The organism is Ralstonia nicotianae (assembly GCF_018243235.1).
GTDB classification, from domain to species: domain Bacteria; phylum Pseudomonadota; class Gammaproteobacteria; order Burkholderiales; family Burkholderiaceae; genus Ralstonia; species Ralstonia nicotianae.
The window spans coordinates 2,613,409-2,625,909 of record NZ_CP046674.1; the positions used below are offsets into that span (position 1 = coordinate 2,613,409).

Below are 12,501 nucleotides of genomic sequence, written 5' to 3' on the forward strand. Positions count from 1 at the left end.
AGATTGCTAATTGCCGCGCAAAGCAGGGGCTTTGCGCAATGTTCTGCCGTGATTGCGACGCGCGGCTCAGGCGGCGGTCCGCTCGAATTCGCGCATGAAGTCGACCAGCGCCTCCACGCCCTCCAGCGGCATCGCGTTGTAGATGCTCGCCCGCATGCCGCCCACGGACTTGTGGCCCTTGAGCTGCACCAGCCCTTGCGCGCGCGCCTGCGCGAGGAAGGCTTCGTTGCGGGATTCGTCGTTGAGGAAGAACGGCACGTTCATGCGCGAACGGCACGACGGATGAATGTCGTTGCGATAGAAACCGCTGGCGTCGATGAAGTCGTACAGCATCTTCGCCTTGACGATGTTGCGGGTCTCCAGCGCCTCCACGCCGCCCTGGCGCTTGATCCACTGGAACACCAGTCCGGCGACATAGATGGCGTAGGTGGGCGGCGTGTTGTACATCGAGCCGTTCTCGGCCACCAGGCGCCAGTTGAAGGCCGACGGGCACAGCGGGTGCGCGTGGCCCAGCAGATCCTTGCGCGCGATCACGATGGTCAGGCCCGCCGGCCCGATGTTCTTCTGCGCGCCGCCGTAAAGCACCGCATAGCCGTTCCAGTCGACCGGCCGCGACAGAATGTGGCTCGAAACATCGGCCACCACCACGCGCCCATGCGCCTGGCCAATGTCCGGCGTCTCCTGGTATTCGACGCCGACGATGGTCTCGTTGGTGCACAGATGCACGTAAGCCGCGTCATCCGACAGCTTCCAGGCGGACACATCCGGGATCCGGTGGAAACGCTCGGCCTCGCTCGATGCGGCGATATTCACTTCACCGTATTTGCGCGCTTCCTGCTGCGACTTCACCGACCACGTGCCGGTCACGACGTAATCCGCCTTGGGCGCGTCGAGCGACAGCCGGCGCATCAGATTGAGCGGGACGATGGCATTCTCGGCGATGGCGCCGCCCTGCAGGAACAGGATCTCGTAGTTGTCGGGCACCGCCAGCAATTCGCGCAAATCGGCGAATGCCTGCGCCATGATGCTTTCGAACTCGCGGCCGCGATGGCTCATCTCCATCACGCTCATGCCGCTGCCTTGCCAAGAGAGCATCTCTTCCCTTGCCTGCTCCAGCACCTCGGTCGGCAGCACGGCCGGCCCCGCCGAAAAGTTGTAGACACGCGCCTGGCTGGCTTGAAGAGCTCGATCCGCTTGGTTCATGGGACAAAGGGGCAAAAGAAAAATGGCTGTCTGGGCGCAAACCCAAACAGCCATTATCCATCAATCAGCGGCGCGACGGGGATCGCGCGCCGATCATCGGTCTACGCCATCGAATTACTTCGATGCTGCGGCGATTTCCTTGTCAGCCATGTCGCGCATCGCCTTGCCGACCTGCGGGCCGTACTTCTGCATCACGCCGCCCCACACTTCCTGCATGGCCTTGCCCTGGTTGGTCATGAACTTCTGGCCGCTCGGAGTCTTCAGGAACGTGGTCAGGTCCTTGATTTCCTGCGCCGAGTAGTACTTGGAGAGCGAATCGTAGTGGGCCTGCAGAGCGTCCTTGCGGAAACCGTCGGTTTCGAAAGCCTTGCCGGCGCCATCGGTCATGCGCTGCACAGCGCCGTTCTTCTTCAGCTTGTCGACCGCGGCCTGCTTCTGCTTGTCGTTCAGGGACTTGTTCTCGACCAGTGCCTGCTCCAGCACCAGCGGGGCTTCCTGCTTGGCGCTGTTCTCCAGTGCTTCACCCTGACCGCGGATCGCCTGGTCAACGTTCATGACCGTCAGCAGTTCCTTGATGGCCGCCGTCTTGTCGGCGTCTGCGCCGGCGGCTTGCGCGAAGGCGAGCAGCGGGGCGAAACCGGCCACCACGATCAGATGTTTGAGACTCTTGTGCATTGTTGCTCCCATGAGAAAAGCGTTGCGTTTAGTCCGGACAGCGGGTCCCGAGTTCCGGGCCATGCCGCACGCAAGTCCGGCATCATGCCAGAACGAAGCATCGCGGCAAGCGAAAAATGTTTCGAATTATGTTTCGGCGGTATCCGCGTCCGGCGCTTCGCCATCGGATTCCGCCCCGCCATCGGCGGCATCTTCGCCCTCGGCATCCGACTCCACCACACGTTGCAGCCCGGACAATTTGTTACCCTCGCCCACCGCAATCAGCGTGACGCCCTGGGTGGCGCGCCCCATCTCGCGGATCTCATCCACGCGGGTACGGATCAGCACACCGCCGGTCGTGATCAGCATGATCTCGTCCTCGGGCGCCACCAGCGCGGCCGCGACCACCTTGCCGTTGCGCTCGGAGGTCTGGATGGCGATCATGCCCTTGGTGCCGCGGCCATGGCGGGTGTACTCGGAGATCGGCGTGCGCTTGCCGTAGCCGTTCTCGGTAGCGGTCAGCACACTGCCCGCCACCGCCTGCTCGCCTTCGCCCGCCGTTTCGGCCGGCGCCACCAGCATGGCGATCACCTGCTGGCCTTCCTCCAGGTTCATGCCCCGCACCCCGCGCGCCTGACGGCCCATCGGACGGACATCGTTCTCGTCAAAGCGGACCGCCTTGCCGGCGTCCGAGAACAGCATCACATCATGCTGGCCATCGGTGATATCCGCGCCGATCAGGAAATCGCCGTCATCGAGGTCCACGGCGATGATGCCGGCCTTGCGCGGGTTGGAGAATTCGGTGAGCGCCGTTTTCTTGACCGTGCCCTTGGAAGTGGCCATGAAGACGAAGTGCTGCTCGTCGAACTGCTTGACCGGCAAGATCACATTGATCTTCTCGCCGGGCGACAGCGGGAACATGTTGACGATCGGGCGCCCGCGCGAATTGCGGCTGCCTTGCGGCACCTCCCACACCTTGAGCCAGTAGAGACGGCCGCGATTGGAGAAGCAGAGGATGTAATCGTGCGTGTTGGCGACAAATAGCGTGTCGATCCAGTCATCTTCCTTGGTGGCGGCGGCTTGCTTGCCGCGCCCGCCACGCTTCTGCGCGCGGTATTCGGAGATCGGCTGGCTCTTCATATAGCCGCTGTGGGACAGCGTCACCACCAGATCCTGCGGCGTAATGAGGTCTTCGGTGTCCAACTCGGTCGCATTATGCTCGATCTGCGAGCGACGCTCGTCGCCGAATTCCGCGCGGATCAGCGTGAGTTCCTCGACGATGATCGCAGTAATGCGCTCCGGGCGCGCCAGGATGTCCAGCAGGTCGGCGATCTGCGCCATCACTTCGCGGTATTCCTGGACGATCTTGTCCTGCTCCAGCCCCGTGAGGCGTTGCAGGCGCATCTGCAGGATTTCCTGGGCCTGCGTGTCGGACAGCTTGTAGAGCCCCCCCTCCTGCATGCCGAAAACGGGCAGCAGCCCTTCCGGACGATAGGCGGCACGGCCGCCGACGGTGTCGCTCTCGGCCCGCGACAGCATCTCGCGCACCAGGCCCGAATCCCAGTTGCGACCCATCAGTTCCTGCTTGGCGATCGGAGGTGTCGGCGCAGCCTTGATGATGGCGATGAACTCGTCGATATTGGCCAGCGCCACGGCCAGCCCCTCGAGGATGTGCCCCCGCTCGCGCGCCTTGCGCAGATCGAACACCGTGCGACGCGTCACCACCTCGCGGCGGTGCAGCAGGAAGCACTCCAGCATCTGGCGCAGGTTCAGCAGGCGGGGCTGGCCGTCGACCAGCGCCACCATGTTCATGCCGAACGTGTCCTGCAACTGCGTATTCTTATAGAGGTTGTTGAGCACGACCTCCGGCACTTCGCCACGCTTGAGCTCGATCACCACGCGCATGCCCGACTTGTCGGACTCGTCGCGGATATCGGAAATGCCCTCGATGCGCTTTTCGGTCACCAGTTCGGCGATCCGCTCGAGCAGCGTGCGCTTGTTAACTTGATAGGGCAGCTCATCGACGATGATCGCCTGGCGCTGACCGCGGTCGATATCCTCGAAGTGCGTCTTGGCACGCATCACCACGCGGCCACGGCCGGTGCGATAGCCCTCGCGCACGCCCGAGATGCCGTAGATGATGCCGGCGGTCGGGAAATCCGGCGCCGGGATCAGCTCGATCAGTTCGTCGACCGTCGCATCCGGGTTGCGCAGCAGGTGCAGACAGCCGTCCACCACCTCCCTTAGGTTGTGCGGCGGGATGTTGGTCGCCATGCCGACCGCGATCCCGGACGAGCCGTTGATCAGCAGGTTCGGAATGCGCGCGGGCAGGATGGACGGCTCGGTTTCGCTGCCGTCGTAGTTCGGCTCGAAATCGACGGTTTCCTTGTCGATGTCGGCCAGCAGCTCGTGGGCGATCTTCGACAGGCGGATTTCCGTGTAACGCATCGCCGCCGCGTTGTCGCCGTCGACCGAGCCGAAGTTGCCCTGGCCGTCGACCAGCATGTAGCGCAGCGAGAAATCCTGTGCCATCCGCACGATGGTGTCATAGACCGCGGAGTCGCCGTGCGGGTGGTACTTACCGATCACGTCACCGACGATACGTGCCGACTTCTTGTAGGGACGGTTCCAGTCGTTGTTCAGCTCGTGCATCGCGTACAGCACGCGGCGATGCACCGGCTTGAGACCATCCCGCACGTCCGGAAGCGCGCGGCCCACGATTACGCTCATGGCGTAAGCGAGGTATGAACTGCGCATTTCTTCTTCGAGCGATACCGGGAGTGTCTCTTTGGCGAATTGATCCATTGGGCGAACGATGGGGGCCCCGCAAAGGGCGCTGCGGTTGCGCGAATAACAGACTATTTTACCATGCCGCCAGCCCTCCCCCCTCACTGCCGGAGGCGACGCATCATCAACCCCGGGCACGTTCCCTGCGACCGCCGGCAAAACCGGCGACCCAGTCCCCATAAGGGTTTGCGAGCCGTTTCTTGCCTTGTTGCGCACACGCCACAAGGCCGTAGCGCCCCGTTCGAATCGCTTATATTTGCTTTTTAGGAGTGCGTGCTTGTGGCACAATCCCCCAGCGAAGAGGCAGACATTGTTCGAAGTGGAGCCTTCACCACACGAGAATGTTATACTCCGAAGAATGTATGACTTGTTTTCGTCCCATCTGCTCGCAGTCTTCTGCGGTGATCTCATCCTGAGAGGAGAAATATGAAAAAATTTACCAAGCTCGCGTTCGCTGCAGCTGCGGTAGCCATGGCTGCGTCCGCTTACGCTCAGTCGGTGCCCTACGAGAAGAAGGCCGTCAACGACAACTGGGGTAACGGTACGAGCGAGTGGGTCTGGAAGAACGGCACGAACGAACTCTGCTGGCGCAATGGTTTCTGGACGCCGGCAACTGCCAATGTGCAGTGCGACGGCGCCCTGGCTCCGGCTGCCGCTCCGCAAGCACAACCGACCCCGGCCGCCAAGCCGGTCGTTGGCTCGGAGAAGGTCACGTTCGCGGCTGACGCCCTGTTCGACTTCGACAAGGCTGTGCTGAAGCCCGAAGGCAAGTCCAAGCTGGACGACCTGGTCTCGAAGCTGAAGGGCATCACCCTGGAAGTCGTGATCGCCGTGGGTCACACCGACTCGTTCGGTTCGGACAAGTACAACGACCGCCTGTCGGTCCGCCGCGCCGAAGCCGTGAAGGGCTACCTGGTGAGCAAGGGCATCGAAGCCAACCGCGTCTACACGGAAGGCAAGGGCAAGCGCCAGCTGAAGGTGGATCCGAAGTCCTGCAAGGGCGCACGCAAGGCACAAATCGCCTGCCAACAGCCGAACCGCCGCGTGGAAGTCGAAGTGGTCGGTACGCGCAGCGCGCAGTAATTCGGCACCTGCCGATGAAGAAGCCCAGCGAAAGCTGGGCTTTTTTTTGCCCAGCCTCAGCCAAGCTTCGCAGGGCATGAAAAAGGGCGGTGACGTTTTCGCGTCATCGCCCTCTGACGTTTGGATCCTCCGGCAATCTGTCGCCGGACACGCTTCCTCAATAGGACGGCGTTGCCTGATCGTTGGCGACCATCGCACGGTCGCCTACGCGCAGATTATTCGGATTGCGCTGCGTGACCGTGGCGACCCGGCCGTCGTCCAGCCTGACGGTCACGCGATAGACGGTTTGCCCGCCGGCGCCGGCAGCCCGCTCCACCTGATTGCCCGCCAGGGCACCCAGGGCCGCGCCGCCGATGGTGGCCACCGTATTGCCGGTACCGCCACCGATCTGGTGCCCCAGCACGCCACCCGCCACGCCGCCGATGATGGTGCCGAGAATACCGGGGCTGTTGGCCGGAGCCTGCATCGGCTCGATCGACTCGACCCGGCCATAGAGAGCACCGGACTGCTGGGGCTGACCACCGTACGCCGGCGCGGGCGCATAACCGCCACCACCACCGTAGCCAGCGCCATAACCGCCGCCATAGCCAGGCGCGGCACAACCTGCCAACACTGCAAGGCCGGCGAGGCCAAGCCCCGCCAGAACACGTTTCTGCTTCATGATTTCTCCCAGAGCAAGGGTGACAATTGGAGAGCGTAAGCGCACGTTTGTTCGTTCCTGTTTCAATATGAAACGCTTTTATCGCGCGAGGTGATTTGGTCCGGACAAGGCTTTTTGGTACATTTCCTCACCTCAGCCGTTCAGCACAGGCGCAGCGCAACATGACGACGACTTACGCGAACGCCGATCCTGGCGAACTCGAAAAATTCAGCGAACTCGCCCACCGCTGGTGGGATCCGAACAGCGAGTTCAAGCCACTGCACGAAATCAATCCGCTGCGCCTCGACTGGATCCAATCCACGGCGCCGCTGGCGGGCAAGCGTGTGGTCGATGTCGGCTGCGGCGGCGGCATCCTCTCCGAAAGCATGGCGCGCGCCGGGGCCAACGTCAAAGGCATCGACCTGTCGCGCAAGGCCTTGCGCGTGGCCGACCTCCACAGCCTGGAAGCCGGAGTGGCGGTCGACTACGAGGAGATCGCCGCGGAAGCCCTCGCAGCACGCGAACCGGGCAGCTTTGATGTCGTGACTTGCATGGAAATGCTTGAACATGTGCCCGATCCCGCCTCGGTTGTCCGAGCTTGCGCGACCTTGGTCAAGCCCGGCGGCCATGTCTTCTTCTCGACCATCCATCGCAATGCCAAGGCCTATCTGCTGGCGGTGATCGGTGCCGAGTATGTGCTCAACATGCTGCCGCGCGGTACGCACGACTACGCCAAGTTCATCCGCCCGTCGGAGCTGGCGGGATTTGCCCGCACGGCCGGACTGGAGCCGGCGCAGTTGCGCGGCCTCGAATACAACCCGCTCACGGGCCGCTACGCGCTGACGCACGACACCAGCGTCAACTACCTGATAGCGACCCGCCGGCCGGACGCGCCATGACCACGACGAGGTTTCCCGATCCGCTGGGCGCGGTGCTGTTCGACCTAGACGGCACGCTGGCCGATACGGCGCCGGACCTGGCCGCAGCGGCCAACAAGGTCCGCGTGGATCGCGGCCTGGAACCGCTGGCCTACGAAGCGCTGCGGCCCATGGCGTCGCATGGCGCCCGCGGCCTGATCGGCGTGGCATTCGGCATCGGGCCGGAAGATGCGGAATTCGAATCGCTCAAGCACGCCTTCCTGGCCAACTACGAGGCCGACATCTGCGTCCACACGCGGCTGTTTCCCGGCATGGACGACGTCCTGGCCGAGCTGGGCCGCGCGGGCGTGCCATGGGGCATCGTGACCAACAAGCATGCGCGGTTCACCGTGCCGCTGGTGGCACAGCTGGCGTTCCCGGTGCCGCCCGCCTGCGTGGTCAGCGGCGACACGACTCCGCACAGCAAGCCTCACCCCGCCCCGCTGCTGCATGCGGCCGGCGCGATCGGCGTGCCGTCGCAGCAGGTCGTCTATGTTGGCGACGACGTGCGTGATATCGAAGCGGGCCGTGCCGCCGGCATGCCTACCATTGCCGCCAGTTACGGCTATTGTGGTAATGGGCCGCCCCCCGCGGAGTGGCAAGCCGATGCGCTGATCGTGCACGCGACCGAATTGATTCCGCTGCTGTTCGCATCGCAGCGCGCCTGAGCGTGCCGACGAACCGGCACGCTCTTTCCGGGCCACCGGCTCTGCTGTGAAGCCACGGCCACGACTGACTGACGAAGCACGCCACGCCGTGGCCGGACCGACACCAGCATGACGACCTCCCCCGATTCGCACTCCGACCTGCAACCCAACGCCACCGGCTGGCGGGCACGGCTCGGCCGCTGGCGGAGCAGCCCGGGCTGGCAGCGCGCGGCCCGACTCGGCGAGCAGGTACGGGCATCGCGGCGCACCAGGCGCATCGGACTGGGCGTGCTGATCTTCCTGGCCGTGTTCGGCCTGCTCGGTGCGGTGGGCGGCCCGCCGCTGCTCCATCACCTGGCTGAGACGCAGTTGAGCAAGTATCTGGAACGGCCCGTGACGGTCGGCAAGATCCGCCTCAACCCGTACACGCTGCGGCTCGAGATCGACCAGCTGCACATCGCCGAGCGCGACGGCAAGACACCGTTCATCGACATCGGCCATCTGCATGTCAACGCGGCATGGAGTTCGGTCTTCCGCCGCGCCCCCGTCATCGAAGAACTGAAGGTGGATGCCCCGCGCGTGCGCATCGTGCGGACAGCCGAGCAACGCTTCAACTTCTCCGACATCGTCGACAAGCTGACCCAGCCGGAGGTGCCGCCCAAACCCAAGTCGAACGAGCCGGCGCGCTTCGTCTTCGCCAACCTGCAGCTGAACAACGGCGCCATCCAGTTCGTCGATCAGCCGCTCGGGGCGCAGCACACCGTGGACGGGCTGCAGATTGGCGTGCCCTTCCTGGCGAGCCTGCCAGCCGACGTCGACATCTTTGTGCAGCCGCTGCTGGCCGCGCGGATCGACGGCGCGCCACTGCATTTCGCCGGCAAGACGAAACCGTTTGCGCAGTCGCTCGAATCCAGCCTGAACATCAAGCTCGACGGCCTGGAACTGCCCCGCTACCTCGGCTACGTGCCGGGCCCCCTGCCGGTGGCCGTACCGCAGGGCAAGCTGACCACCAACCTGACGATCGACTTCCAGAAACCCCGCACCGGCAACCCCGTGCTGCGTGTGCACGGCACGGCCGGCCTCGATGGCCTGGAAGTGACCGATGCCAAGAAGGCGCCCCTGGTGGCGGCCAAGCAACTGCGTGCGACCCTGTCCGATGTCCGCCCGCTCGACAACGTGTATCACCTGGATGTGCTGTCGCTGGACGGCGTGCGCGTGGATGCCGTGCGCGCGCCGGACGGCTCGATCAATTTTGCGCAACTGGGCGGCAAGCCCGCCCCGGAAGCCAAGCCGGCAGCCCCCGTTCCCGCCGCCCAGCCCAAGCCGCTCGACGTGGCGGTCGGCAAGCTGCAGCTGGCAAACAGCAGCGTCCACTGGCGCGATGCCACCACGCAGCCCGCAGCCGATCTCGTGCTGGACGACCTCCACGGCGACGCGGCCGTGCGCACCCTTGGCGGCCCGACCACGCTCGACGTGGGCGCGAAGCTGGCCAGCGGCGGCACGCTCAACGTCAAGGGCAGCACTTCGCTGGAAAAACGCACCGGCGAGCTGGAGCTGAAGCTGGAGGCCCTCAAGCTCGCGGGCATCGGGCCTTACCTGCGCCAGGCCGGCGCGCCCCAGTTGCAGAACGGCGCACTGTCGGCAGACGGCAAGATCGCGCTGGAGTTCGGTGCCGACAAGTTCAACGTGCACGCGGAACCGCTGGTCGCCACGCTGGCCGATCTGGCGCTGGCGCCGGCCACCCGCAACGACACCGCGCTGCGCGCCAAGCAATTGCGTGCCGACATCAAAAGCTTCGATCTGGCAGCGCGCACGCTGGCATTGAACGAGGTGCGCGCCGACGGTTTGCAGCTCGACGTGCTGCGCAAGCAGGACGGCAGCACCGTGCTGACCCTGCTCGATACCGCTCAGCAAGCCGCCGCCAAGGCGAAGGCCGCGCCCACCACGTCGGGCGCGCCGGCCGAGAAGCCATGGGCCGTGACCGTCCAGGCGCTGCGCCTGGACAACGGCGCGATCGGCTTTGAAGACCAGACCAACTCGCGACCGGTGAAGGTGCGCGTCGAACCGCTGAACGTGCTGGTGCAGAACGCCTCGACCGATCTCGGCAAGCCGGTCGATGTGCAGATCGGCGCGGGACTGGGCAGCAAGGGCAAGCTCGACGTGCGCGGCAACGTGGTGCCGCAACCGCTCAAGGCGGAGCTGCGAGTGAATGCGCAGAACCTGTCGCTGGCGGGCTTCGACCCGTATCTGGACAAATCGCTCAACGCGGCGATCACCAGCGCATTGCTGACGATGGACGGCCACCTCGCGCTCAACCAGGGCAAGGCGCTGACCGTGAACTACCAGGGCAATGCCACGCTCGGCAACGTACGCCTGCAGGACCGCGTGAGCTCCGACGACTTCCTGCGCTGGCGCTCGCTCGCGCTCAACCGCATCCAGGTCAGCTACGACGGTGCCACGCCGCGCGTGCGCGTGGGGGCGCTGGCGCTATCAACCTTCTATGCGCGGATCATCATCAACCCGAACGGCCGCTTGAACCTGCAGGACATCCGCGTGCAGCCGACCGAGGAACACCGCTCGCTCACGCAGGCGACACCCGGCCCGGCCTCATCCCCTGCGGCAACATCCGGCAACGCTATCGCAGCCGCATCGGTGCCGGCGGCAAACCCGGCTTCGGCCGTGACCGCGGGCATGCCCGCTTCGGCCATGGCGGCCGCACCCAAGGCCGGCGGCGCAGACCTGAGAATCGACGCGATCACGCTGCAGGACGGCAACATCCGCTTCACCGACAACTTCATCAAGCCGAACTACACCGCCAACCTGACCACCATCGGCGGCTCGGTCGGCACCATCAGCACGTCGGCCGGCCAGCAGCCCGCCGACGTGACCCTGCGCGGCAGCGTGGACGGCACCGCGCCGGTCGACATCCACGGCAAGGTCAACCCGCTCGCGCCCACCGCGTTCGTCGACCTCTCCGCCAAGGCCAACGACATCGAGCTGACCAACCTGACACCCTACTCCGCAAAATACGCCGGCTACCCGATCACCAAAGGCAAGCTGACGATGGACCTGCACTACCTGCTCGACCAGGGCAAGCTGAGCGCGGACAACCACATCTTCATCGACCAGCTGACCTTCGGCGAGCGCGTGGAGAGCAAGGATGCGACCAACCTGCCGGTGCGGCTGGCGGTGGCGCTGCTGAAGAATTCGCGCGGCGAAATCGACGTGCGCGTGCCGGTGTCGGGCTCGCTGGACGACCCGCAGTTCAGCCTGGGGGGCGTGATCGTGCGCGCCTTCGTCAACCTGATCGTGCGGGCCGTGACCGCGCCCTTCTCGTTGCTGGCAAACGCCTTCGGCGGCAGCGGCGGCGAAGAGCTCGGCTACATCGAATTCGACCCGGGCACGGCCGTCCTCTCGCAGGCATCGATGGCCAAGATCGACAAGCTGGCAACGGCGCTGAAGGACCGCCCGGCGCTGAAGCTGGACATCATCGGCCGCGTCGATCCGGCCGTCGACCGCGACGGCCTGCGCCGCGAAACCGTCAACCGCCAGATCCGCGAACAGAAACTCAAGGACGCCGGCGATGCCACCGAAGCCGACAGCACGGTCAAGCCCGAAGAGATGGACAAGTATCTTGAGCGCGCCTACAAGGCCGCCAAATTCCCCAAGCCGCGCAATGTGATCGGCCTGGCGAAATCGCTGCCGCCGGACGAGATGCGCAAGCTGATGGAGACCAACGTGCAGGTGACCGACTCGGACCTGCGCGAGCTGGCCCAGCGCCGCGCCAACGCGGTGCACGTGGCACTGGCCGAACGCGTGGAACCCGCGCGCCTCTTCGTGGTAGCGCCCAAGCTCGACCCGGAGGGCATCAAGGACAAGGGCAAGACCTCGCGGGTTGATTTCTCGCTCAAGTAGCCCATCTATGGGATAATCTTCCTTTCCTACTGGGGCCGACCTGGTTTCGACGTGGGTTGCGAAGCAGTAGCGGGCATACCGAGGACCCGTCACCTCGTTAATCAATGGGAACGCAATAACTGCTAACGACAACCGTTACCAGCTGGCCGCTTAATTGCGCGCCGTCCTCGCACTAGCTTGCCGATAGGCTAGGGCCGCAAGGCCACGCGAGGTCATTCATATCGGATCGCTTCGGCCGGTGTCACGACGGCCGGGGTTAACTCCAAGTGACTCGTCGTCGCGCAGCGTGTTCGTCCGCGTCGCGCCGGTTAAATCAAATGACTGAACTAAGTATGTAGAACGCTCTGTAGAGGACTTGCGGACGCGGGTTCGATTCCCGCCGGCTCCACCAGTCTCTATTGCAAAGACGCCCTCTTTGCATTCCGATCAACCCCGCCAGGCCCCAAGCCTGGCGGGGTTTTTCACTTCTGTTTGCGAACTTGGCACCCACGTTCCGGGGCCGGTTTCGGGCGTTTTTTCCCCTTTTTCCTCTCTCTTTCTCTGCCCGTTGCGGACGTGCAGAACGCCAAGTCCGCAAGGCGAAGTCCTTAAAAATCAGTGACTTAGGCAACACCTCCAACCCTGAAATTTTTCCCCGTACCGGAGGGCGTATCAA

The 12,501-nt window shown here is 64.5% G+C and carries 8 protein-coding genes and 1 other RNA gene; 5 read left to right on the forward strand and 4 right to left on the reverse strand.

What is annotated here, in order from left to right:
* Positions 1 to 66: 66 nt before the first annotated feature.
* The 3 genes from serC to gyrA form a co-directional block, all read right to left on the reverse strand.
* Positions 67 to 1,203, reverse strand: a complete 1,137-nt coding sequence (gene serC, locus GO999_RS11910; RefSeq protein ID WP_011000855.1) for a 3-phosphoserine/phosphohydroxythreonine transaminase — start codon at positions 1,201 to 1,203, stop codon at positions 67 to 69.
* Positions 1,204 to 1,317: 114 nt separating this feature from the next.
* Complete coding sequence (locus tag GO999_RS11915; RefSeq protein WP_016723349.1) at positions 1,318 to 1,878, reverse strand: DUF2059 domain-containing protein; 561 nt, start codon at positions 1,876 to 1,878, stop codon at positions 1,318 to 1,320.
* Between the two features lie 126 nt (positions 1,879 to 2,004).
* Positions 2,005 to 4,662, reverse strand: a complete 2,658-nt coding sequence (gene gyrA, locus GO999_RS11920; RefSeq protein ID WP_064047659.1) for a DNA gyrase subunit A — start codon at positions 4,660 to 4,662, stop codon at positions 2,005 to 2,007.
* A 408-nt stretch (positions 4,663 to 5,070) separates the two neighbouring features.
* On the opposite strand from gyrA, the gene ompA reads away from it, so the two are divergent.
* Positions 5,071 to 5,727 (forward strand): outer membrane protein OmpA, encoded by a 657-nt coding sequence (gene ompA, locus GO999_RS11925; RefSeq protein WP_011000852.1) that lies wholly within the window; start codon positions 5,071 to 5,073, stop codon positions 5,725 to 5,727.
* Positions 5,728 to 5,884: 157 nt separating this feature from the next.
* Here the strand turns inward: ompA and GO999_RS11930 are convergent, their stop codons facing one another.
* Positions 5,885 to 6,388, reverse strand: a complete 504-nt coding sequence (locus GO999_RS11930; RefSeq protein WP_011000851.1) for an outer membrane lipoprotein — start codon at positions 6,386 to 6,388, stop codon at positions 5,885 to 5,887.
* A 161-nt stretch (positions 6,389 to 6,549) separates the two neighbouring features.
* On the opposite strand from GO999_RS11930, the gene ubiG reads away from it, so the two are divergent.
* The 4 genes from ubiG (at position 6,550) to ssrA (ending at position 12,237) form a co-directional block, all read left to right on the forward strand.
* Positions 6,550 to 7,266, forward strand: a complete 717-nt coding sequence (gene ubiG, locus GO999_RS11935; RefSeq protein WP_019717804.1) for a bifunctional 2-polyprenyl-6-hydroxyphenol methylase/3-demethylubiquinol 3-O-methyltransferase UbiG — start codon at positions 6,550 to 6,552, stop codon at positions 7,264 to 7,266.
* Positions 7,263 to 7,952, forward strand: a complete 690-nt coding sequence (locus GO999_RS11940; RefSeq protein WP_011000849.1) for an HAD-IA family hydrolase — start codon at positions 7,263 to 7,265, stop codon at positions 7,950 to 7,952. Before ubiG ends, GO999_RS11940 begins: the two co-directional genes overlap by 4 nt.
* 108 nt (positions 7,953 to 8,060) lie before the next feature.
* The gene (locus GO999_RS11945) at positions 8,061 to 11,846 is read left to right on the forward strand and encodes a DUF748 domain-containing protein (RefSeq protein ID WP_211906242.1); all 3,786 of its coding nucleotides are present in this window, start codon (positions 8,061 to 8,063) and stop codon (positions 11,844 to 11,846) included.
* A gap of 31 nt (positions 11,847 to 11,877) precedes the next feature.
* Positions 11,878 to 12,237, forward strand: a transfer-messenger RNA (tmRNA) gene (ssrA, locus tag GO999_RS11950).
* Positions 12,238 to 12,501 lie beyond the last annotated feature (264 nt).